Below are 21,697 nucleotides of genomic sequence, written 5' to 3'. Positions count from 1 at the left end.
TCGCTCACACGTGCCAGGGGAAGCGGGAGAAGTCGGGATCGCGCTTCTCCAGGAAGGCGTCGCGCCCCTCCACGGCCTCCTCGGCCGCGTAGGCCAGCCGGGTGGTCTCCCCGGCGAACAGCTGCTGGCCGACCAGCCCGTCGTCGACCAGGTTGAACGAGTACTTCAGCATCCGCTGGGCGGTCGGGCTCTTGGCGACGATCCGCCGGCCCCAGTCCAGCGCCGTCGCCTCGAGCTCGGCGTGCGGGACGACCCGGTTGACCATCCCCATGCGGTGGGCCTCCTCGGCGGAGTACTCCTCCCCGAGGAAGAAGACCTCGCGGGCGAACTTCTGCCCGACCTGGCGGGCGAGGTAGGCCGAGCCGAAGCCGCCGTCGAAGCTGCCGACGTCGGCGTCGGTCTGCTTGAACCGGGCGTGCTCGGCGCTGGCCAGGGTCAGGTCGGACACGACGTGCAGGCTGTGCCCCCCGCCGGCCGCCCAGCCGGGGACGACGCAGACGACGACCTTCGGCATGAACCGGATCAGCCGCTGCGCCTCGAGGACGTGCAGCCGCCCGCTGCTGCGCCCGACCTGGTGCTCGTAGCCGTGCCGCCCGCGCACCCGCTGGTCCCCGCCGGAGCAGAACGCCCAGCCGCCGTCCCGCGGGCTCGGGCCGTTGCCGGTGAGCAGCACGCAGCCGACGTCGGTGGACAGCCGGGCGTGCTCGAGCACGGCGATCAGCTCGTCGACCGTCTGCGGCCGGAAGGCGTTGCGCACCTCCGGCCGGTCGAACGCGATCCGGACGACGCCGGCGTCGACGGCGCGGTGGTAGGTGAGGTCGGTGAGGTCGAAGCCCTCGACCGGCCGCCACGCCGCGGCGTCGAAGATCTCCGAGACGTCGTCGCGGGCGCTCACGGGGAGAAGGTATCGACTCCGGCCGGGTCCGGCCCGCTCCCGGGTCCCACCCCGAGCGTGCGAGGGGGGGAGCGGGTCCTTCGTGCAGCGAGTGCTGCTCGGCCGGGCGCGGCGGCCGCCGCGCGGCTAGCGTCGCGGGCGTGCCCGACGGCGGAGCCCTGCGCGTGGGCACCCTCAACCTCGCCTCCGGGCGCGGTCCCGACGGTCGCGTGCTGACGGCGCCGCGGCTGGCCGCCGCCGTCGCCGGGCTCGACGCCGACGTGCTGGCCGTGCAGGAGGTCGACGCCTGCCAGCCCCGCTCCGGCGGCGCCGACCAGGCCGCCGTCGTCGCCGGGGCGCTGGCCGCGGCCGACTGGCGGATGGCCGCCACGCTCGACGGGACGCCGAGCCCCTTCCGCGGCACCTGGACCGCGGCCGACCCGGCGGGGCTGCGCGGCCCCGGGGACCCGGTGTCGGAGCCGGCGTACGGCATCGCGCTGGTGTCCCGCCGCCCGGTGCGCCGCTGGGCGGTGCTGGGGCTGGGCACGGGGCGGGCGCGGCTGCCGCTGCGGGCTCCCGACCCCGGCGCCGGCCGGCTGCGCACCTGGTGGGTGCCCGACGAGCCACGCGTCGCCGTCGCCGCGTGCCTGGACGGGCTGACCGTGGTGGCCACCCACCTGTCGTTCTCGCCGCCGACGGCGGTCCGCCAGCTGCGCCGGGTGCGGCGGTGGGCGGCGGCGCTGCCCGGCCCGGTGGTGCTGGCCGGTGACCTCAACCTGCCCGGCGGCGTGCCCGCCCGGCTGACCGGTGCGGCGCGGCTGGTGCAGGAGGCGAGCTTCCCTGCACACGCGCCGCGGCTGCAGCTGGACCACGTGCTGGCCCTCGGCCGGGCGGCGACCGGCCGCGACCCCGCGGTGCAGGAGCTGCCGGTGGGCGACCACCGGGCGCTGACGGTGACCGTCGACAGGGGTTAGGCCGCCGTCCCGTCGGAGAGCAGCGGCCGCAGCCGGTCCATCGAGGCGGCCAGGCCGGGGTGCAGCGTCACCTGGTGCAGCGACGCCAGCGCCACCCAGGCCACGCCGGTGCTCTCGCCGTCGAGCCGCAGCCGCGAGGGGTCGAGGTCCCCGACGGGGCGGGCGAGCACGGTCGTGTAGGCCCAGCCGCCGTGGTCGTCGACCGACATGGCACCGAGAACCAGGTCGCCCGCGGCCAGGCCGAGCTCCTCCTCCACCTCCCGCAGCGCCCCCTGCTCGGCCGTCTCATCCAGGTGCAGCGCGCCGCCCGGCGTCCCCCAGGTGCCGCCGTGGTGCGACCACAGCGCGCGGTGCTGCAGCAGCAGCTCCGGCCCCCCGGCGCCGTCGCGGTGCACCAGCAGCCCCGCGGCACCGGCACGCCCCCAGTGGCGGTGGCCGAGCGAGCAGGTGGTCCAGCCGTCGGTGGGGGTCAGCCCGCTGGTCGCCACGCCTCCATTCCACCGCACCGGCCCGGTCCCCGCCCCGGCCCGGCGGTCAGTCCCAGCCCGGGGGGCGATGCCTGCGCCTCGGCCTCCAGCTGCCAGGCGCCCTCGCCGTCGATCGGCTTCCGGATGACGTCGGCGTGGCGGGCCTGTGCCAGCGCGCTCGCCCTCGGCGTGGCGGGCTGGGCTCGGGTTCCTCCTGGCCGACGCCGGTGCGGCCGTCCTGCGCCGCCCGAGCGGGACGGACCAGGGCCGCGACCGCGCCGCCCCGGTGGCCCCCGGCGACCGGGCTGCCTAGCGTCGCCGTCGTGGAGCGCTGGGACGTCGTCGTGGTCGGGGGCGGTCCGGCGGGCGCGGCCGCGGCGCTGTCCGCCCTGCACACGGGCGCGTCGGTGCTGGTGCTCGACCGGGCGGACTTCCCGCGCGACAAGGTCTGCGGCGACGGCATCGCCCCGGAGGCGCTCGACGTGCTGGCCGGTCTCGGGGTCGACGTCGCCGCGCTCACCGCCGGGTACGCGCCGGCGCCCCGGCTCTCGCTGCGCTCACCGGGCGGCGCCGCCGTCGAGCGGACCACGCACCGGCCTTCGTCGGTGGTGCCGCGGGAGGTGTTCGACGCCCGCCTGCTCGCCGCCGCCCTCGACCGGGGTGCGGTGCTGCACCGGCACACCGTCCGCTCGGTCGCGCCGGGACCCGACGGCGTCGTCGTCGACGGCGCGCTCACCGCCGGGGTGCTGGTCGGCGCCGACGGGGCGGAGTCGGTGGTCCGGCGGGCGCTGGAGCTGCGGCGCAACCGTGACGACCGGCTGGCCGTGGCGCTGCGCGGCTACGCGCCGGAGCCGCCAGGGCAGGCCGGCACGCAGGTGCTGGTGACCACCGAGCAGCGCTGGCCGGCCTACGCGTGGTCGTTCCCGCTGGGCGACGGGCGGGTGAACGTCGGCTACGGCGAACTGGTCTCCGGCGGGGCGAACCGGGCGGCGCTGGTCGAGGGCCTGCACCGGCTGCTGCCCGGCGTCGAGCCGGAGGGTCTGCGGGCGCACCGGCTGCCGCTGTCGACCGGCCGGCCGCGCCAGCCCGACGGGCGGGTGCTGCTGGCCGGCGACGCCGCGTCGCTGGTCAACCCGATGACCGGTGAGGGGATCTTCTACGCCGTCCTGTCCGGGGCGCTGGCCGGAGCCGCGGCGTCGGCGGGGGCCGGCGCGGGCGCGGTGCACCGGCGGGCGCTGCGCTCGCGGCTGGGGGCGCACCACCGGTCGGCGTCGGCGGCCTCGTGGATCAGCCGGTGGCCGGCGGTCATGGACGCGGCGTTCCGCGCGGCGGCGGCCGACCAGCGGGTGTTCGACGACGTGGTGGCGCTCGGGCTCGCCGACGGCCGGCTCACCGCCCGCGCCCTCACCGCCGCCGCCCGCCACCTCCGCCGGTGAGCAGCCCTCATCGCGCTGTTGGCACCCGGAGGAGGATGCCAATATCGCGATAATGGCCCCTCCTCAGGCGGGGGCGACCTCGACGCGGCCGCGCCCGCCCCGCTTGGCGCGGTAGAGCGCCCGGTCGGCGGCGGCGTAGAACTCGCGGCGGCCGAGCGCGCCGGCACGGCAGTGCGCCACCCCGACGCTCACCGACATCGCCAGCAGGCTGCCGTCGGGCAGCGTGAGCGGAGTGGACAGCACCGTCTCCAGCACCGACTCGGCGCGGGCGACGGCCACCGCGGAGCTGCAGCCGGGCAGCAGCACGGCCAGCTCGTCGCCGCCCAGCCGGGACAGCACGGCGTCGCCGGCGCGGATCTGCCCGCGGACGATCCCGGCGAGGTGCACCAGCGCGTCGTCTCCGACGGGGTGACCGTGCTCGTCGTTGATCTGCTTGAACGAGTCGACGTCGAGCAGCAGCAGGGCCGTGCCCTCGTCCCCGGACCCGGTCAGGGCGACGGTGAGGGCGTCGTCGAGGACGCGGCGGTTGACCAGGCCGGTGAGGGTGTCGACGGTGGCCTGCTGCTCGAGGGCCTCGACCAGCCGCTCCTGCACCGCGCAGGAGCGCTCCAGCATGGACGCGACCACGGTGAGCACGACCCCGGTGATGAGCACGTCGCTGATCCCGACCTCGAGGGGGACGAGCAGCGGCACGACGACGGCGTTGGCCACCACCGCCGTCGCCGTCACCACGGTGACCGCGGCCCGGCGCAGGTGCGACGCCGCCCAGAGCACCGGGAAGGCCAGGAAGGCCTGGGCGCCGGCCGAGGAGTCCTGCGTGAGCAGGTTGAGCCCGCAGACGAGCAGGGCGCCCGCCGCACCGGCCGCGGTGAACAGGCCGGCGCGGTCGAGGCGTTCGGGGTCGATCGACCGCACGGCGACGGCCAGGACCACGAGGAGGCCGACCCCGGCCCAGGAGGCCCCCGTGCTCAGCCAGCTCGCCGCGTTGGTGCCGAAGGTGCTGACGACGGCGAGGACGAGGGCTGAGACGCCCAGCATGAGCACGAGGGACCGCGCGGCGGCCCACGGCTGCCGCGCTCTCAGTCCCCGGGGAGCGGCCACACCTCATCCTTCGGCCGCAACGGGCCGTTGCCCTGAGCCGACCCACCCGAAGGGGGCGGGTGTCGGCGCGCGGACGGCGTGTCGGGCGGTGCCGGCGTCGGTGCGGAGGGCGTGGGATTCGAACCCACGATGGGTGTGACCCCATAGCGGTTTTCAAGACCGCCGCCATCGGCCGCTAGGCGAGCCCTCCTCCGTCCCCCGCCCGTGGGCCGGGGTGCGGGCTGCCGACGCTACCCGCCCCCGGACCCGGCCGGCGTGTGCACCGGCGGACGATCGTGGACGCGCAGGACGGCGGCGGTCGCCCCGCCCGGGATCAGCAGCAGGCGGCCGCGGTGACCGGAGCAGCGGGCGAGGTCGACTCGCCGGGGTCGGTGGGGGTGCAGCAGGCCCCGCCCTCGGCCCCGGCGGCCGCCGGAGCGGTGTCGCCGGAGAAGGTGGCGCTGTCGGCGAGCACGGTGTAGACCTCCCACCGCTCCCCGCCGGGGGTGTTCTCCACCCAGAACTTCGTCTGCTTCGCGTAGCAGCAGGTCGAGTCGCGCTCCTCGGTGGAGGCCAGGCCGACGGCGGCGAGGCGGGTCCGTTCGGCGTCGACCTCCTCGACGGAGGCCACCTCGACGCCGAGGTGGTTCAGCGTGCCGCCCGACCCCGGGTTCTCCAGCAGCACCAGCTTCAGCGGCGGGTCGGCGACCGCGAAGTTGGCGTACCCCGGCCGGGTCTTGGCCGGCGCGACACCGAAGAGCCTGGCGTAGAAGGCGGTCGCGGCCTCGACGTCGTCGACGTTGAGGGCGAGTTGCAGACGGGACACGGCTGACCTCCTGGGGTGGCGGCGCGGACGCCGGAAGCATCGACGATTGTCGATGCGTCACTGTGCCGCTACCATCGATGGCTGTCAATGGGTCCGTGGCAACGGGCCGCGACGACGGAGGAGACCGACCCGATGACCGCTCGCGAGCTGCCCGTCCTCGACGCGCCCGACGTGGCCTGCTGCGCGCCGCTGTCGGTCGAGGTGCTCTCCGAGCCCGGCGCGGAGACCCTCGCCCGGCAGTTCGCCGCGCTGGCCGACCCGGTCCGGCTGCGGCTGGTGTCGCTGCTGGCCACCGCGGAGGGCGGCGCGATCTGCGTGTGCGACCTGACCGACCCGGTCGGCCGCAGCCAGGGCACGGTGAGCCACCACCTGCGGATCCTGGTGGAGAGCGGGCTGGCCACCAGCGAGAAGCGCGGCCGCAACGTCTGGTACGCCGTCGTCCCGGCCGCGCTGGAGGCCCTGCGCGCCGCCCTGGCCACCCGCTGACGGCGATGGGCCCGGCACTGACGCGCACGGCGCTCGCCGAGGCGCTGGGCACCATGCTGCTGGTGGCCACCGTGGTGGGCTCCGGCATCGCCGCGCAGCGGCTGTCCCCCGGCGACGCCGGCCTGCAGCTGCTGGAGAACAGCCTGGCCACCGGCGCCGTCCTGGTCGCGCTGGTCCTGGCGCTCGGGCCGGTGTCGGCGGCCTTCAACCCGCTGGTCACCCTCGCCGAGCGGGCCTTCGGCGCGATCACCACCCGCGACGCGGTGGTGGTGGTCGCCGCCCAGCTCGCCGGCGGCGCGGCCGGGGCACTGCTGGCCAACGTGATGTTCGACGTACCCGCGGTCGAGCTCAGCACGCGCGACCGGTCCGGTGGCGGGCTGTGGCTCGGCGAGGTGGTGGCGACGTTCGCCCTGCTGCTGGTCGTCTTCGGCGTGGTCCGCTCAGGCCGGGCGTCGCACGTCGCCTACGCCGTCGCCGGTGTCATCACCGCCATGTACTGGGCCACGAGCAGCACGTCCTTCGCCAACCCCGCGGTCACCGCCGCGCGCACCCTGTCGGACACGTTCGCGGGCATCGCGCCGTCCTCGGTGCCCGGGTTCGTGCTCGCCCAGCTCGCCGGCGCCGCGCTCGCCGTCGGCGCGGTCCGCCTGCTCTACCCGGACGCCGCCGCGGTCGCCGGGGAGCTCGCCGGCACCGGCCGCGGCGACCGCCGACGCCCCTCCTCGGAAGGCACTCCATGACCTCCAGGCCGTCCGTCCTGTTCAGCTGCGTCCACAACGCCGGCCGGTCGGTCGCCGCGGCCGCCCTGCTGCGCCACCACGGCGGCGACCGCGTCGAGGTCCGCAGCGCCGGCTCGCAGCCGGGCACCGAGGTGAACCCGGTCGTCGCCCGGGTGCTCGCCGAGCGCGGCCTGCCGGTGACCGACCACACGCCGACCAGGCTGCGGCACGACCTGGTCGAGGCCGCCGACGTCGTGGTCACCATGTCGTGCGGCGAGACCTGCCCCTACGTGCCCGGCACGCGGTACGAGGACTGGCCGGTCGACGACCCGAAGGACCAGGACCTCGACACCGTGCGGCGCATCGTCGACGACCTCGACGCCCGGGTCCGCGCCCTGCTCGCCGAGCTGGTGCCGCCGGCCGCCCAGGACCGGCCCCCGCGGCACGGCTGACGGGCCGACGCGCCCGGCGCTGCCGGTCCGGCCGCGGTGCGGCGGGTAGATTCCCGGGCGCCGGCCCGTCCCCCTCCCGCGCGGACGGGCCGCACCGTGCCGCACCCCGGCGCAGCCCGCTGCCCCGTGCCGAGGGAGGCCTCCCGCCGGCCGGCGCGACGTCCGACGGCGATCGACCCAGAGCGGAGCGGCTGGCCATGACAGCGACCGGGGACCTGCTGGGCCACCGGTACCGGCTGGGCACCATGATCGCCGGCGGTGGCATGGGCGAGGTGTGGCGCGCGCAGGACACGCTCCTGGAGCGCACCGTCGCGGTGAAGCTGCTGCGCCGGGAGTTCACCGGCGACCCGGCCTTCCTCCAGCGGTTCCGCGCCGAGGCCCGGCACGCCGCCCTGCTCAACGACCCCCACATCGCCGCGGTGCACGACTACGGGGAGGTCGAGGGCCCCACCGGGACCCTCCCCTACCTCGTCATGGAGCTCGTCCACGGCACCCCGCTGTCGGAGCTGCTGGTGCAGCGGGGGCGGCTCGACGTCGCCTCGACGCTGCGGATCGTGCGCCAGACGGCGGCGGCGCTGGCGGCCGCCCACGCGGCCGGCGTCGTGCACCGCGACGTCAAGCCGGCCAACGTGCTGGTCACCGGCGACGGCGACGTGAAGATCACCGACTTCGGGATCGCCTGGTCGGCGTCCAGCCTGCACCTCACCCGGACCGGGCAGGTCCTCGGGACGGCGCACTACCTCTCCCCGGAGCAGGCCGACGGCGTCCCGGCCAGCCCCGCCAGCGACGTGTACGCGCTGGGCGTGGTGGCCTACCAGTGCCTGGCCGGCCGGGTGCCGTTCGACGGCGACGGCCCGGTGCAGATCGCACTGGCGAAGATCCGCCAGCCGGCCCCTCCCCTGCCACCGGACGTGCCCGGGGACGTGCGCGACCTCGTCGCGCGGGCCATGGCCCGGGACCCCGCCGCCCGGTTCCCCGACGGAGCGGCCCTGCGCGACGCCGTCGACGCGCTGACCCCGGCTGCCCCCGCGACCGCCGCCGCGCCCGACGTCGGCGTGGACCGCCACGCCACGGCGGTGCTGCCGTTCCCGCTCCCGGCCACCGGGCCCGCCGCCGCGCCCCTCGACACCTCCACCGGGGACACCGCCGGGGACACCGCGGTGCACGACGGCACGGCGCCGGAGGAGCCCCCGCGCCGGCGCAGGGCGTGGCCGGCCGTCGCCGGCGCCGCCGTCGCGGCGGTCCTCGTCGCACTCGGCGTCTGGGGCCTGCTCGGCAGCGCGGGCGACGACCCGTCCTCCCCCCCGGCCGGCGCCACGGCGGCGACCACGACCAGCAGCGCCCCCGCTCCGCCGAGCACCGTCCGGATCGACCCCGCCGCGCTGGTCGGCCGGCCGGTCGCCGAGGTGGAGGCCGAGCTCGCCGCGCTGGGCCTGCAGGTGCAGCGGCGCCCGCTCACCACCGCCGACGTCGCCGACGGGCTGGTCATCGCCGTCGACCCCGCCGGGGAGCTGCTGCCCGGGCAGCCGGTGACGCTGACCCACGCCGTCGCCCCGCCGCCGGCCCCCGCCCCCACCGCGACGCCGGCCCCTGCGCCGGCCCCGGCGCCGGAGGAGCAGGACAGCGGTGACGACGGCGACGAGGGCTCCGGGAACGGCAACGGCAACGGTCGGGGCAACGGGAACGGCAAGGACAAGGACAAGGAGAAGGACTGAGGGAGGCCGCCCGGGCATGGAACCGGCCCGATCGGTGTTGACCCGGAGTTGCCCCGCTGCCGATCGCGGCGGCCGCATCCCTCCCGCACGACCGACCCGAGGACCTCTCCTGCCCGAGACCGCTCCCCCGCCGTCCACCGTCCGCCGCCGCGAGCGGCGCTCCGCCGCCGAGCGTCCCGCCGCGGGCCACGCCGTCGGCCGCACCGACCGTGCCGCCGCCCGGGACGCCGACCGCGAGGCCGCCCGCGCCGAGCGGCGCGCCCAGCAGCTGTGGGTGGAGGGCGCCGCGCCGGAACTGCCCGTCCGCACCACCCCGCCGCAGCGGGTCGTGTTCCACCTCGGCCCCACCAACTCCGGCAAGACCTACGAGTCGCTGCAGGCGCTGGCCGCCACCGGCTCGGGCGTCTACGCCGCACCGCTGCGCCAGCTCGCCCACGAGGCCTACGCCAAGCTCGCCGCGCTGCTGCCCGAGGGCACCGTCGGCCTGTCCACCGGCGAGGAGGAGATCGACCCCTCCGCGCCGATCGTCTGCTGCACGGTGGAGAAGGCACCGGTGCGCGGCGAGCTGCTCGTCCTCGACGAGTCCCACTGGGTCGCCGACCCCGACCGCGGCCACCACTGGGCGCGGCTGCTGCTCACCGGCGAGTACCGCGAGATGCACCTGATCGCGGCGGCCGAGGCCCACCCCCTGCTGGCGCCGCTCGTCGACGACGCCGGCGACGTCGAGGTCGTCCACCACCAGCGGCTGTCCCGGCTCGACGTGCTGCGCGCACCGGTCCGCACCACCGGCGTCCGCCCGCAGACCCTCGTCGTCGCCTTCTCCCGCAAGACCGTCTACGCCGTCGCCGCCGAGCTCGACCGGCACCGGCCGGGGCGGGTGGGCGTCCTCTACGGCGCGCTGCCCCCGGCCACCCGGCGGGAGGTCATCGACCGGTTCGTCACCGGCGAGCTCGACGTCCTGGTCACCACCGACGTCATCGGGCACGGCATCAACGTCCCGGCCACCACCGTGCTGTTCGCCGAGACGACGAAGTTCGACGGCGTCGAGCTGCGGCCGCTGCGCACCTGGGAGACCGCGCAGATCGCCGGGCGGGCCGGCCGCTACGGCCTGACCGGGCACGGCGCCGTGGGTGTCCTGACCGGCGTGCCGAAGCTGCGGCCCTCCGTGGCGCTGGTGGCCGTCGGCGCCGAGGTCGCCCGCGGCGACCGGGCCAGCGACCTGCCCGAGCGCCGGCCGCGGCTGCGGCCCGAGCTCGAGGACCTCGGTGCGATCGAGGCCGTCGACCTGCCCGAGGCGCTGGTGCGCTGGCAGGCCTGGGCCCGCGCGGCCACCCGCGACCAGGCCATGACCCCCGACGACGTCGGGCCCCTCGTCCTGCGGGTGCAGGCGCTGCTGCCGCTGCTGCGCGGCCCGCTCGGCGCGGCCGGTGACCTGCACACCGTCTGGCGGCTGGTGAACCTGCCCATCGACTACAGCCCGCCGCGGCGCACCCGCTGGCTGGTGCTGGCCCGGGCGGCGCTGCGGCACGCGGTCGGCCTGCCGGTCCGCCCCGAGCTGGTGCTGCCCGACGTCCCGGTGGGCGGCGGTGTCGAGGACTTCGAGCAGACCGCCGCGGCCGCCCGGGACGCCCAGACGCTGCTGCGGCAGTTCCCCGGCGTGGCCGGCCTCGACAGCGACGACGCCGCCTGGGTCGAGGAGGAGTGCGCCGAGGCGATCAGCGAGCTGCTGCCCGACGCCATCGCGGTCAGCCGGTCCAGCGCCTGCGTCGAGTGCGGCACCGCCATCGCGCCGTGGTTCTCCACTTGCCGGCCGTGCAGCGCACCGCGCGGACGGGCCCACGACGGTCACCCCCGCGCCGGCGGCCGGGACACCCGGCGCGGCCCTCGCTCGGGCTCCCGGCAGGGCCGCCGTCCCACCCGCAGCGGCCGGGGCTGACCCGGGTCCCCTAGCGACGACGGGGGCGCCCGGCGCGCTCAGGCCTCCGGGGGTGCGCCCGAGGACAGCAGGCGGTCGTAGACCAGGGCCGCGAGGACGCCGCCGACGACGGGGGCCAGCAGGTAGATCCACAGCGACGACAGCTGCCCGGCCAGCACGTTCGGCCCGAAGGCGCGCGCCGGGTTCACCGCCCCGCCGGTGAGCGGCCCGGCGGCGAAGACCGCGGCGGCCAGCGCGAAGCCCACGGCCACCGGCGCGATCGAGGACTCCGCGCGGTCGTCGGTGGCGACCGAGACGACGACGAGCACCAGGACGAAGGTCACCAGCGCCTCGGCCAGGAACGCCTGCCCCGACGAGACCCCCTCCTGTGGCGTCGTGGCGCCGAGCACCGCCTCGCTGCGGGCGGCTCCGCCGTAGACCGCCCACGTGGCCGCCGCGCCGGCGAGGCCACCGGCGAGCTGCGCGGCGACGTAGGCGCCGGCCGCCCGCCACGGGAAGCGTCCCGTCACCGCCAGGCCGAGGGTGACGGCGGGGTTGAGGTGGCACCCCGAGACGTGGCCGAGGGCCGCGGCGAGCGCGGTGAGGGTCAGGCCGAAGGCGAGCACCACGCCCAGCAGCTCGTAGAGGCTGCTGCCGGTGGCGGGCCCGGCCACCACCACGCTGGTGCCGACGAACACCAGGATCGCCGTCCCGACGAACTCGGTGAGCGCCGTGCGCCCCACCCTCGGCCCGATCCTGCTGCCGTAGAGACCGGTGGCCACGGCACCCCGGTCGGTCCTGCTCGACGCCATCACGCGATCCCCGTCCCCCGCAGCACGCCCTGCGCCGCCTCCCGGCGCGCGGTAGCCGGACGATCACGCAGGCAAACGGACGGCCGCGTCTCGCGGGTCAGCGCGCGGGGTCGCCGGCGTCGACCGGTTCGCCGGGCCGCTCCCGCTGCACCGGCGTCCCGACGACGCCGTGCAGGTGGCAGGCGGCCACGTGCCCGGGCGCGGACCCGACCGGCTGCAGCGCGGGGTCGACGTCGGGGCAGGGCTCGAAGACGTCGGGGCAGCGGGTGCGGAAGCGGCAGCCGCTGGGCACCCGCGCCGGCGAGGGGACGTCGCCGCGCAGCACGATGCGCCGCCGCGAGCGCTCCAGCTGCGGGTGCGGCAGCGGCACCGCCGACAACAGCGCCCGCGTGTAGGGCATCTGCGGTTCCGCGGCGACGGCGGCCGCGGGCCCGACCTCCACCACCCGGCCCAGGTACATGACCGCGATCCGGTCGGACACGTGCCGCACCGCCGACAGGTCGTGGGAGATGAACAGCAGGGTGAGCCCCAGCTGCCGCTGCAGCCGGCGCAGCAGGTTGAGCACCTGCGCCTGCACGCTGACGTCGAGGGAGGCGATCGCCTCGTCGCACACCAGGAAGTCCGGCTCCCCGGCCAGCGCCCGGGCGATGCCGACGCGCTGCCGCTGCCCGCCGGAGAACTCGTGCGGGTAGCGGGCGGCGACGCCCGGGTCGAGGCCGACGAGCTCGAGCAGCTCGCGCACCCGCGCGGCGCGCGCCTGCCGCCCGGGGTGCAGGCCGTGGACCTCCAGCGGTTCGCCGACCGTCTGCGCCACGGTGCGCCGCGGGTCGAGGGAGGCGAAGGGGTCCTGGAACACCATCCCGGCGCGGCGGCGCAGGTCGCGCAGCTGCGCCCGCGACATCGCGGTGACCTCGGCGCCGTCGAAGGAGACCGTGCCGCCGGTGGGCCGGACCAGGCGCAGCAGCGCGTTGCCGAGCGTGGACTTGCCGCACCCGGACTCCCCCACCAGGCCCAGCGTCTCGCCGCGGTACACGTCGAGGTCCACGCCGTCGACGGCGCGCAGCACGCCGGTGCCGCGGCGCAGCAGCCCGCCGGCGCGGATCGGGAAGTGCACCTCCAACCCGCGCGCGGAGACCAGGACCTGCCGCTTCGTCGTCGACGTCACGATCCGCTCCCCTCCGCGCACCACGTCGCCGCCCGGTGCGGCACCCCTGAAGTGCCTTCGTCGCGATATTGGCCCTCCCCCGGCACCCCGGAAGTGCCTTTGTCGCGATAATGGCTCCCCTTCACCGGGGCGAGGGGCGGCTGCTCGGTCTCGCACCGGGCGTCGCCGCGCACCGGGCAGCGCGGCCAGAACACGCACCCGGCCGGCAGGTCCGTCGGGGGCGGCGGGGTGCCGGCGATGGTGGCCAGGTCGCCGCCGTCGTCGGCGGCGAGGTCGGGCAGCGCGCCGAGCAGGCCGCGGGTGTAGGGGTGCGCCGGCCGCTCGAGGACGTCGTCGACCGTGCCGTCCTCCACGCAGCGCCCCCCGTACATGACCAGCACCCGGTCGGCGATGCCGGCGACGACGCCGAGGTCGTGGGTGATCCAGACGACGCCGGTGCCGTGCTCGGTCTGCAGCCGCTCGACCAGGTCGAGGATCTGCGCCTGCACGGTGACGTCGAGGGCGGTGGTGGCCTCGTCGGCGATCAGCAGCGACGGGGAGTTGGCCAGCGCGATCGCGATGACCACCCGCTGCCGCATGCCGCCGGAGAGCTCGTGCGGGAAGCGGTCCACCGCCCGGCCGGGATCGGGCAGGCCCACCTCGCCGAGCAGCTCCACCGCGCGCGCCCGCGCCGCGGCCTTGGACACGTGACCGTGCGCCCGCAGCCCCTCGGTGAGCTGCCGGCCGACGCTGAGCACCGGGTTGAGCGAGGTCATCGGGTCCTGGAACACCATGCCGACGCCGGGGCCGCGGACCTGCCGCAGCCGCTCGGGGGACATGGTCAGCAGGTCCTCGCCGTGCAGCAGCGCGCGGCCGCTCACCGTCGCCGTCCGCGGGGGGAGCAGGCCCAGCAGCGCCAGCACCGAGACGCTCTTGCCGCTGCCGGACTCGCCCACGACGGCGACGGTCTCGCCCGGGCCGACGGAGTACCCCAGCCCGTTGACCACGTGCGCCGTCCCCCGCGGGGTGCGCAGCCGCACCCGCAGGTCCTCGACCTCCAGCACGGGCCCGGCCGCGGGCTGCGGCGCCTTCGACAGCGACGTCACCGGCCGCCCCCGGCCATCAGCGTGCGCTGGCGCGGGTCGAGGACGTCGCGCAGGCCGTCACCGAGCAGGTTGAAGCACAGCACCGTGACGACGATCGCCAGGCCGGGGAAGACGGTGTACCACCAGGCCTGCTCGATGAAGCCGCGGCCGTCGGCGAGCATCAGCCCCCACGACGGGTTGGGCCGGCGCGGGCCCAGGCCGAGGAAGGACAGCGCCGCCTCGGCCAGCACGGCGAAGGCCAGGCTGATCGAGGTCTGCACGATGATCGGCGGGGCCGCGTTGGGCAGCACGTGCCGGGTGATCAGCCGCCAGTCCGAGGCACCCACCGACCGCGAGGCCCGCACGTAGACCTCCTCGCGCACGCCGAGCACGCTGGCGCGGGTGACACGGGCGAAGATCGGCACGTAGACGATGCCGATGGCCAGGATCGCGTTGGCCGGCCCGGCGCCGCGGATGGCCACGATGGCGATGGCCAGCAGCACCGCGGGGAAGGCGAACAGCACGTCCATCAGCCGCATCAGGGTGTCGTCGACCCACCGGCCGTAGAAGCCGGCCAGCAGCCCGATGAGGGTGCCCACGACGAGGGCGAACGCGACGGAGAGGAACCCCACCCGCAGCGACGTCGCCGCGCCCAGGACGACCCGGCTGAACACGTCGCGGCCGAACTCGTCGGTGCCGAACGGGTGCGCCCAGCTCGGCGGCTGCAGCTGCCGGCCCGGGTCCTGGTCGTTGGGGCCGTCGGGCGCCAGCGTCTCGTCGAAGACCGCGACCAGCACGATCAGCACCAGCACGACGGCGGAGACGGCGGCGGTCGGGTTGCGCGCGAGCAGGCCGAGGGTCTCCCGCCAGCGCGGCCGGGGCGGGGCCGCCGCCGGGATCGGCTCGGACGGCGGGGGCTGTGCGGGGGTGGCGCCCGGCGTGGGCAGCTGGGTCATGAGCGCGAGATCCTCGGGTCGATCCGGCTGTAGAGCAGGTCCACCAGCAGGTTGATCACCAGGAACACCAGGGCGAACAGCAGCACCGCGCCCTGCAGCACCGGGAAGTCGCGGTCGCGGACCGCCTGGTAGGCCAGCTGACCCAGGCCCGGCCAGGAGAACACGATCTCCACGACGACGACGCCGGACAGCAGGTATGCCAGCTGCACGCCGGTGACGGTGACCAGCGGGAGCAGCGCGTTGCGCAGCACGTGCCAGGTCAGCACCTGGCGGGTCGGCACGCCCTTGGCCTGGGCGGTGCGGACGTGGTCGGCGCCCAGCGCCTCGAGCGTGCTCGACCGGACGAACCGGGTGATCACCGAGCCGGAGACCACCCCGGTGGCGATCGCGGGGAGGACCAGGCGCTGCAGCCAGCCCAGCGGGTCCTCGGTGAGCGAGACGTAGCCGCCCGAGGGCAGCCAGCCCAGCGTCCCGGCGAAGACCAGGATGAGCATGATCGACAGCCAGAAGTCCGGCACCGAGATGCCGAACTGGCTGACGACGGTGGCCAGCCGGTCGACGAACGACCGCGGGTGCAGCGCCGAGAGCAGCCCCAGCGGCAGCGCGATGACCAGCGCCACCAGCAGCGCGGCGACGGCCAGGGTCAGCGTCGCGGGCAGCCGCTCGGCGATCAGCGCCGTCACCGTCTCCCCGCTGCGGAAGCTCACCCCCAGGTCGCCGGTCACCGCCCGGCCGGCCCAGGTGAGGTACTGCTCGACGAGGGGGAGGTCCAGGCCGCTGCGCTCCCGCAGGGCGTCGTAGGTCTCCTGGGAGTACCGGGTGCCCAGCGCCAGCCGGATGGGGTCGCCGCGCACCAGGTGGATGAGGGAGAAGACCAGGACGCTGACGCCGGCCAGGACCACCAGGGCCTGGCCGGCGCGCCGGAGCAGGTACCCGGTCAGGGCAGCTCCACCGTCTCGAAGTTGATCGCCGCGTCGGCCCGGACCTGGTAGCCGGTCAGCCCGGCCGCCCAGGCCTGCACCTCGTCGGGGTTGTAGAGGTACAGGTAGCTGACGTCGTCCACGATGATCCGCGCGGCCTGGTCGTAGAGGTCCTTGCGGACCGCCTGGTCCGGCTCGGTGGCCGCCTGGGTCAGCAGGGTGTCGACCTGCGGGTTGGTGTAGCCCTGGTAGTTGCTGCCGCCGGTGGACAGGTGCTGGTTCTCGTAGAAGTCCGCCGGGTCGATGTTGCCGATCCAGCTGAGCAGGAAGGCGTCGAAGTCCCCCTGCGACTGGCGGTCGAGCCAGGTGGCCAGGTCCTCCTCCTGGATCTCCACCTCCACGCCGATGGGCTGCAGCTGGCTGGCGATCACCTGGGCGGCGGCCACCGTCTCGGGGATCTCGTCGGTGACCATCAGGCCCATCGTCAGCGGCGTCTGCACGCCGGCCTGCGCGAGCAGCTGCCGGGCCGCCTCCTGGTCCGGCGTGAAGGGCGCGTAGTCCAGGTACCAGGGGCTGCCCTGGGGGATGGCGGTCTCGTTGGGCTGCGCGGCACCGAACCGGGCGGCCTGGGTGACCTCCTCGCGGTCGACGGCGGTCGCGATCGCCCGGCGCACGTCCCGGTTGTCGAACGGCGGGACCCGGTAGTTCATCGACAGGTAGTAGTACTCGACGCTGGTCACCGAGCCGATCTCGACGGCGTCGTCGTCCTGCAGGGACTCGATGTTCTGCGGGGGCACGTTGTCGGTCCACTGCACCTCGCCGTTGCTCAGCGCGGTGAGCGCCGCGCTGGGCTCGGTGATGTAGCGGAACTCGACGCCGTCGACGGTGGGCGCGCCGCCCCAGTGGTCGTCGAAGGCGGTGAGCACGGTGGCGTTGGCGTCGGAGCTCTCCAGCTCGAAGGGGCCGGTGCCGTTGGCCTCGGTCTGCAGGTCGAGGTCCTCGGCGGCGTTCTCCGGGAGGATCGCCATGCCCTTGAACGAGCCGATGAGCTCCAGCAGGTTGGGCGTGGGCCGGGTGAGGGTGAGGACCACGGTCCGCGGGTCGGGTGCGGTGACGTCGGCGACGGTGGCGAAGCGGTAGGCGTTGGCCAGCTCCTCGTCGATGATCCGCCGGTAGCTGTAGACGACGTCGGCGGAGTCGAACTCGCTACCGTCGTGGAACGTGACGCCGTCGCGGAGGGTGAACGTCCAGCTCAGCCCGTCGGGGCTGGTGGTCCACGACTCGGCCAGGCTCGGCTGCATGGTGAGGTCCTCGGGGTCCGGGACCACGAGGGTGTCGTAGACGTTCTCCAGCACCTGGAAGCTCGCGTAGGCGTTGGTGGCGTGCGGGTCGAACTGGTCGGGCTGGGCGCTGACCGCTGCCACCAGCACGTTCTCCCCACCGCCGCCCCCGCCGGTGTCGACGCTCTCCCCTCCCCCGCAGGCGGAGAGGACCAGGGCCGCGGCCGCGGCGAGGGGCAGGAACCGGTTCGTACGCACGCGGACCTCCGGGGGTCGGGGCGGTGTCCTCCGCCTCCGACCCTGGCCCTGTCGCTCCGGCCGTGCCAAACGAGAACTCGATCGTTACGTTCCGTCCACCTCCCGGGCGGGGAGTTCCCGTGCCGTGCGCACGCTGCTCGCCGGAGGCCGGCTGCTCGACGCCGGCGGGGTCACCGGCGACGGGTGGGTGCTGTTCGACGGCGACACGATCACGGCCACCGGCAGCGGGCCGCCCCCGCCGGCCGAGGAGACCGTCGACCTGTCCGGCGCGGAGCTGACCCCGGGGTTCGTCGACCTGCACGCGCACGGGGGCGGCGGGTCCTCCTTCGACGACGGCCCCGACGCGGTCCGCCGGGGTCTCGCCGTGCACCGGGCCGCGGGCACCACCCGGTCGGTGGTCAGCCTGGTCGCCGCGCCGGTCGGGGAGCTGGCGGCGTCGCTGGCCGGCATCGCCGACCTGGCCGAGGCCGACCCCACCGTCCTCGGCGCGCACCTGGAGGGGCCCTTCCTCGCACCGGCCCGCTGCGGCGCGCACGACCCCCGCCACCTGCGCGCGCCCACCGCCGGCGACGTCGCCCGGTTGCTGGCCGCCGCCCGGGGCACGCTGCGGCAGGTCACGATCGCACCGGAGCTGCCCGGGGCGCTGGAGGCGGTGCGCGCGTTCACCGCCGCGGGCGTCGTCGTCGCCGTGGGGCACACCGAGGCCGGCGCCGCGCTCACCGCGGCCGCGTTCGACGCCGGCGCCCGGCTGCTCACCCACGCGCTCAACGCCATGCCCGGCCTGCACCACCGCGAGCCCGGCCCGGTCGGCGCCGCGCTGGCCGACCCCCGGGTCACCCTCGAGCTGGTGCTCGACGGCGTGCACGTGCACCCCGTCGTCGCGCGGTTGCTGATGGCCGGGGCGCCGGGGCGGGTCGCGCTGGTCACCGACGCGACGGCCGCCGCCGGGGGTGCCGACGGCGGGTACCGCATCGGCGGGCGGGCGGTCACCGTGCGCGACGGGCGGGCGGTGCTCGCCGGCACCGGCACGCTCGCCGGGTCCACGCTCACCCAGGACGCCGCGCTGCGCGCCGCCCTCGACGCCGGCGTCGACCCGGTCGCCGCGGTCACCGCGCTCACCGCGACGCCGGCCCGCGCGCTGGGCCTCGGTCACCGGTTCGGCCGGCTGGCCCCCGGGTGCGCGGCCGACGTCGTCGCCCTGGGTGCGGACCGGTCCGTCACCGCCGTCTGGGCGGCCGGGCAGCGGATCGGTTAGGACGCCCGAGCGTGTGCGCCGACGCCGCACGACCGGCGGTCGGGTGCGGCCTCCGCGCACACCCTCGGTCCCGGCCGGGCGCGCACGCGCCCGGCCAGGGGCTCACTCGGCCGGGGGCAGCCCGCCGTTGACCGTCACCGAGTCGACGGCGCCGTGCCCGACCTCCCAGCGGTCGAGCAGCTGCTGGTAGACGCCGTCGTCGACGAGCCGCTGCAGCGCCCGGGTGAGCGTGTCGCGCAGCCCCGGCCGGTCGGTGGCGACGGCGATGCCGTAGAGCCCCGGCTCGTACTGCGTGTCGGAGACCAGCTGGAAGCTGCTCTGCGTCCGCGGGTCGGTGGTCACGAAGACCGCCGGCGGGTAGTCGGCGACGACGGCGTCGGCACGGCCGGTGCGCAGCTCGAGCAGGGCGTCGTCGTTGGTGGGCAGCTCGTGGACGTCGATACCGCCGGTGCACGAGGACTGCGCCCGCTCGAGCAGCCCGACCTGCACCGTCCCGGCCTCGACGGCGACGCTGCGCCCGCACAGCCCGGCCAGGTCGTGGATGCCGTGCGGGTTGCCCCGCGAGACGACGATCGAGGACCCCGCGCGGAAGTAGTTCACGAAGTCGGCCTGCTGCTCGCGCTCCGCGGTGTCGGTGACCGCGCTCATCACCAGGTCGAACCGGTCGGCGGCGAGGTCGTCGAGCAGGGTGTCGAACGACGACGCCTCGAACCGCACCTCCACGCCGAGCAGGTCGCCGAGCGCCGCGCCGAGGTCGGGCTCGAAACCGACGATCGTGCGCCCGTCCGGGCCGAACGACGACGCCGGCGGGTAGGACGGGTCGTTGGCCACGGTGAGGACGCCGCTGTCGCGCACCTCCTCGGGCAGTGCCGCGTGCAGCCGCTGGTCCACGGTCACCGCCGGTGCGGCGTCGGTGGCGGGCGCGGCCGGGTCGGCCGACGCGCCGCAGCCGGCGGCGAGCAGGGCGGCGGCGAGGACGGCGGTGCCGGCGAGGGCACGGTGGGTGCGGGTCACGCGAGGACCTCCACGGAGGGCGCGGACACCGCTGCGGCCGCGCGGGAGAGCTCCGGCCACGGGCGCGGCCGGGAGAACAACCAGCCCTGGGCGCGGTCGCAGCCGACCGCCCGCAGCCAGGCCGCGACGGCGGGCGTCTCCACGCCCTCCGCGCAGACCGACAGCCCCAGGCCGTGCGCGAGCTCGACCAGCGACCGCACGACGGCGGCGTCCTCGGCCGAGACGTCCACGCCGGTGACGAAGGCGCGGTCGACCTTCACCTCGGTCAGCGCCAGCGAGCGCAGGTGCGACAGGCTGGCGAAGCCGACGCCGAAGTCGTCGAGCGCGGCGCCGAAGCCGTGCGCGGCCAGCTCGGCCAGGCACGCCGAGGCGGTGGCGAGGTCGGCCGGCAGCGCGGTCTCGGTCACCTCGAGGTGCAGCCGCGCCGGCGGCACCCCGGCCGCGGCGGCCAGCCGGGCGACGGTGGCGGCGAACCCGGGGGTCTCGAGGTTGCGCACCGAGACGTTGACCGACACCGTCCAGTCCTCGCCCACGGCGCTCCAGGCGGCGCAGTCGGCCAGCGCCTGCCGCAGCACCCACTCGGTGAGCGCGCCCATGACGCCGGACTGCTCCAGAGCCGGCAGGAAGTCACCGGGACCGAGCAGCCCGCGGACCGGGTGCTGCCAGCGCAGCAGCGCCTCGACGCCGACGGTGCGGCCGGAGGCCAGGTCCACCTGCGGCTGGTAGTGCAGCCGCAGGTCGCCGTCGGCCAGGGCGCGGCGGACGTCGTGCTGCAGGGCCGGCGAGTGCGGCGAGGGCGCGGTGGCGCGCGGGTCGAAGACGACGACCCCGGTCGCGCCGCGCTTGCCCTGGTACATGGCGGCGTCGGCGCAGGTCAGCAGCGTCTCGACGTCAGTGGCGTCGGCCGGGTGCATGGCGATGCCGCAGCTGGCCTCCACGGCGAGCGGCACGCCCTCGACGACGGTCTCGACCGACAGCGCGTCGCTCACCCGCTGCACCAGCTCCCGGGCGTCGGCGGCGCTGTCCATCCCGGGCAGCAGCAGGCCGAACTCGTCGCCGCCGAGGCGGGCCACGGTGTCCCCCGAGCGCACGGTGGCGGTCAGCCGGCGGCCGACCTCGACCAGCAGCTGGTCCCCGGCGTGGTGGCCGAGGGTGTCGTTGACCTCCTTGAACCGGTCGAGGTCGACGAGGACGACGGCGCCGGGCGTGCCGCGGCCGATCTCGGCGGCGACCCGGCGGGCGAACAGCTCGCGGTTGGCCAGCCCGGTCAGCGGGTCGTGCAGGGCGTCGTGCTCGGCCTGCGCGGCCTGGCGGCGCAGCCGGCGCGTGGTCGACCAGGAGATCCCGGCGAGCACGACGTAGAGCGCGGCGAGGCCGGCGCCCAGGCGCCAGTAGGTGCGGGTGGTGGCCGCCTCGACCTGTGCGGCGACCGTGTCGTAGGGCAGCAGCAGCTCCAGGACGCCGACCGAGCGGCCGGAGGAGTCGGCCACGATCGGCTGCAGCACGCGGATCATCCGCCCGACGGCCATGCCCTCGCCGTCGAGGAGGGCGACGTCGGTGCCGCCGGTCGCGGCCGTGGTGAAGGCGGTGCCGCCGGCCGGGACGACGCCCTCGCCGGCGGGGTAGTCGGGCAGCGCGGTCTCGGGGCCGGTGGCGCCGTCGTCGGCGAAGACCACCGCGCCGGAGAAGTCGCGCAGCCGCAGCCGCAGGATCGAGCCGCGGAAGACGGCCAGGTCGGTGGCGGTCTGCAGCCGCAGGAGCTCCGCGCCGCTCACGCCGGCGGCGAGGTCGCGCCCGCGCAGCGCCGGGGCGATGGCCATCTCCTCGACGACGGCGGCCTGGGCGTGGCCGTACTCGAGCGCGCGGTCGACGGCGTCCTGCCGGATGCCCGCCGCGAGCCCAGCACCCAGCAGCACGACGGGCACCAGGCTGGCCGCGGCGTAGGCGGCGAACAGCCGGGTGCCGACCGCCTGGGCGACACGGGACCGGATCACGGAGACCAGATCGACCGGAACCCGGAGGAGTTCAA

Annotated in this window: 20 protein-coding genes and 1 tRNA gene; 8 read left to right on the top strand and 13 right to left on the bottom strand. The window is 76.4% G+C overall.

What is annotated here, in order from left to right; translation table 11 throughout:
- Positions 1-4: 4 nt before the first annotated feature.
- Positions 5-895: a 1,4-dihydroxy-2-naphthoyl-CoA synthase gene (locus CHC04_RS20770; RefSeq protein ID WP_089405851.1), complete on the bottom strand. Its 891-nt coding sequence runs from the start codon at positions 893-895 to the stop codon at positions 5-7.
- 140 nt (positions 896-1,035) lie between these two features.
- On the opposite strand from CHC04_RS20770, the gene CHC04_RS20765 reads away from it, so the two are divergent.
- The gene (locus CHC04_RS20765) at positions 1,036-1,848 is read left to right on the top strand and encodes an endonuclease/exonuclease/phosphatase family protein (protein WP_245817571.1); all 813 of its coding nucleotides are present in this window, start codon (positions 1,036-1,038) and stop codon (positions 1,846-1,848) included.
- Here the strand turns inward: CHC04_RS20765 and CHC04_RS20760 are convergent.
- Positions 1,845-2,336 carry an NUDIX domain-containing protein gene (locus CHC04_RS20760; RefSeq protein WP_176450120.1) on the bottom strand — a complete coding sequence of 164 codons (492 nt, stop codon included), beginning with the start codon at positions 2,334-2,336 and terminating at the stop codon, positions 1,845-1,847. The genes CHC04_RS20765 and CHC04_RS20760 overlap by 4 nt on opposite strands.
- Positions 2,337-2,638: 302 nt before the next feature.
- Between CHC04_RS20760 and CHC04_RS20755 the strand changes: the two genes are divergently transcribed.
- A complete protein-coding gene (locus CHC04_RS20755) occupies positions 2,639-3,751 on the top strand; it encodes an NAD(P)/FAD-dependent oxidoreductase (protein ID WP_089405849.1) in 1,113 nt (370 codons plus the stop codon).
- Positions 3,752-3,814: 63 nt separating this feature from the next.
- On the opposite strand, the gene CHC04_RS20750 is transcribed toward CHC04_RS20755, so the two are convergent.
- The 3 genes from CHC04_RS20750 to CHC04_RS20740 all read right to left on the bottom strand — a co-directional run bounded on the left by CHC04_RS20750 (position 3,815) and on the right by CHC04_RS20740 (position 5,657).
- Positions 3,815-4,852 (bottom strand): GGDEF domain-containing protein, encoded by a 1,038-nt coding sequence (locus tag CHC04_RS20750; RefSeq protein WP_245817569.1) that lies wholly within the window; start codon positions 4,850-4,852, stop codon positions 3,815-3,817.
- Positions 4,853-4,955: 103 nt separating this feature from the next.
- Positions 4,956-5,042 (bottom strand) — tRNA-Ser (locus tag CHC04_RS20745).
- Positions 5,043-5,165: 123 nt separating this feature from the next.
- Positions 5,166-5,657: an ArsI/CadI family heavy metal resistance metalloenzyme gene (locus CHC04_RS20740; protein WP_089405848.1), complete on the bottom strand. Its 492-nt coding sequence runs from the start codon at positions 5,655-5,657 to the stop codon at positions 5,166-5,168.
- Between the two features lie 132 nt (positions 5,658-5,789).
- On the opposite strand from CHC04_RS20740, the gene CHC04_RS20735 reads away from it, so the two are divergent.
- The 5 genes from CHC04_RS20735 (at position 5,790) to CHC04_RS20715 (ending at position 10,965) form a co-directional block, all read left to right on the top strand.
- Complete coding sequence (locus tag CHC04_RS20735; protein ID WP_089405847.1) at positions 5,790-6,143, top strand: ArsR/SmtB family transcription factor; 354 nt, start codon at positions 5,790-5,792, stop codon at positions 6,141-6,143.
- Positions 6,144-6,148: 5 nt separating this feature from the next.
- Complete coding sequence (locus CHC04_RS20730) at positions 6,149-6,883, top strand: aquaporin (protein WP_089405846.1); 735 nt, start codon at positions 6,149-6,151, stop codon at positions 6,881-6,883.
- Positions 6,880-7,314, top strand: a complete 435-nt coding sequence (locus tag CHC04_RS20725) for an arsenate-mycothiol transferase ArsC (RefSeq protein ID WP_089405845.1) — start codon at positions 6,880-6,882, stop codon at positions 7,312-7,314. Before CHC04_RS20730 ends, CHC04_RS20725 begins: the two co-directional genes overlap by 4 nt.
- A gap of 197 nt (positions 7,315-7,511) precedes the next feature.
- Entirely contained in the window at positions 7,512-9,029 is a 1,518-nt protein-coding gene (locus CHC04_RS20720) for a protein kinase domain-containing protein (RefSeq protein ID WP_089405844.1), read from the top strand.
- Between the two features lie 16 nt (positions 9,030-9,045).
- Entirely contained in the window at positions 9,046-10,965 is a 1,920-nt protein-coding gene (locus CHC04_RS20715) for a helicase-related protein (RefSeq protein WP_245817567.1), read from the top strand.
- A gap of 38 nt (positions 10,966-11,003) precedes the next feature.
- Here the strand turns inward: CHC04_RS20715 and CHC04_RS20710 are convergent, their stop codons facing one another.
- The 6 genes from CHC04_RS20710 to CHC04_RS20685 all read right to left on the bottom strand — a co-directional run bounded on the left by CHC04_RS20710 (position 11,004) and on the right by CHC04_RS20685 (position 17,399).
- Positions 11,004-11,756, bottom strand: a complete 753-nt coding sequence (locus CHC04_RS20710) for an MIP/aquaporin family protein (RefSeq protein ID WP_089405939.1) — start codon at positions 11,754-11,756, stop codon at positions 11,004-11,006.
- 97 nt (positions 11,757-11,853) lie between these two features.
- Entirely contained in the window at positions 11,854-12,921 is a 1,068-nt protein-coding gene (locus tag CHC04_RS20705; RefSeq protein WP_245817564.1) for an ABC transporter ATP-binding protein, read from the bottom strand.
- A complete protein-coding gene (locus tag CHC04_RS20700; RefSeq protein WP_245817562.1) occupies positions 12,918-14,006 on the bottom strand; it encodes an ABC transporter ATP-binding protein in 1,089 nt (362 codons plus the stop codon). Before CHC04_RS20700 ends, CHC04_RS20705 begins: the two co-directional genes overlap by 4 nt.
- Positions 14,003-14,941, bottom strand: a complete 939-nt coding sequence (locus tag CHC04_RS20695) for an ABC transporter permease (RefSeq protein ID WP_089405843.1) — start codon at positions 14,939-14,941, stop codon at positions 14,003-14,005. Before CHC04_RS20695 ends, CHC04_RS20700 begins: the two co-directional genes overlap by 4 nt.
- Complete coding sequence (locus tag CHC04_RS20690) at positions 14,938-15,870, bottom strand: ABC transporter permease (protein ID WP_281252262.1); 933 nt, start codon at positions 15,868-15,870, stop codon at positions 14,938-14,940. The genes CHC04_RS20695 and CHC04_RS20690 overlap by 4 nt, the downstream gene beginning before the upstream one ends.
- A gap of 8 nt (positions 15,871-15,878) precedes the next feature.
- Positions 15,879-17,399 carry an ABC transporter substrate-binding protein gene (locus CHC04_RS20685; protein WP_089405842.1) on the bottom strand — a complete coding sequence of 507 codons (1,521 nt, stop codon included), beginning with the start codon at positions 17,397-17,399 and terminating at the stop codon, positions 15,879-15,881.
- A gap of 124 nt (positions 17,400-17,523) precedes the next feature.
- Here CHC04_RS20685 and nagA point away from each other — a divergent pair, with 124 nt between their 5' ends.
- Positions 17,524-18,654, top strand: coding sequence for an N-acetylglucosamine-6-phosphate deacetylase (gene nagA / locus CHC04_RS20680; protein ID WP_089405841.1), 1,131 nt, complete (start codon positions 17,524-17,526; stop codon positions 18,652-18,654).
- Positions 18,655-18,756: 102 nt separating this feature from the next.
- On the opposite strand, the gene CHC04_RS20675 is transcribed toward nagA, so the two are convergent.
- Complete coding sequence (locus CHC04_RS20675; protein ID WP_089405840.1) at positions 18,757-19,668, bottom strand: ABC transporter substrate-binding protein; 912 nt, start codon at positions 19,666-19,668, stop codon at positions 18,757-18,759.
- Positions 19,665-21,662 (bottom strand): putative bifunctional diguanylate cyclase/phosphodiesterase, encoded by a 1,998-nt coding sequence (locus CHC04_RS20670; protein ID WP_217897486.1) that lies wholly within the window; start codon positions 21,660-21,662, stop codon positions 19,665-19,667. Before CHC04_RS20670 ends, CHC04_RS20675 begins: the two co-directional genes overlap by 4 nt.
- Positions 21,663-21,697 lie beyond the last annotated feature (35 nt).

It is taken from the genome of Geodermatophilus saharensis, from assembly GCF_900188205.1.
GTDB lineage: Bacteria > Actinomycetota > Actinomycetes > Mycobacteriales > Geodermatophilaceae > Geodermatophilus > Geodermatophilus saharensis.
This window is presented reverse-complemented; position numbering and strand designations above follow the sequence as displayed.

What these genes read in the sequence shown, in the direction of transcription:
- CHC04_RS20735 (WP_089405847.1), top strand. Translation starts at nt 5,790, where the DNA reads ATGACCGCTCGCGAGCTGCCCGTCCTCGACGCGCCCGACGTGGCCTGC.
- CHC04_RS20730 (WP_089405846.1), top strand. Translation starts at nt 6,149, where the DNA reads ATGGGCCCGGCACTGACGCGCACGGCGCTCGCCGAGGCGCTGGGCACC.
- CHC04_RS20725 (WP_089405845.1), top strand. Translation starts at nt 6,880, where the DNA reads ATGACCTCCAGGCCGTCCGTCCTGTTCAGCTGCGTCCACAACGCCGGC.
- CHC04_RS20720 (WP_089405844.1), top strand. Translation starts at nt 7,512, where the DNA reads ATGACAGCGACCGGGGACCTGCTGGGCCACCGGTACCGGCTGGGCACC.
- CHC04_RS20715 (WP_245817567.1), top strand. Translation starts at nt 9,046, where the DNA reads ATGGAACCGGCCCGATCGGTGTTGACCCGGAGTTGCCCCGCTGCCGAT.
- CHC04_RS20710 (WP_089405939.1), bottom strand. Translation starts at nt 11,756, where the DNA reads ATGGCGTCGAGCAGGACCGACCGGGGTGCCGTGGCCACCGGTCTCTAC.
- CHC04_RS20695 (WP_089405843.1), bottom strand. Translation starts at nt 14,941, where the DNA reads ATGACCCAGCTGCCCACGCCGGGCGCCACCCCCGCACAGCCCCCGCCG.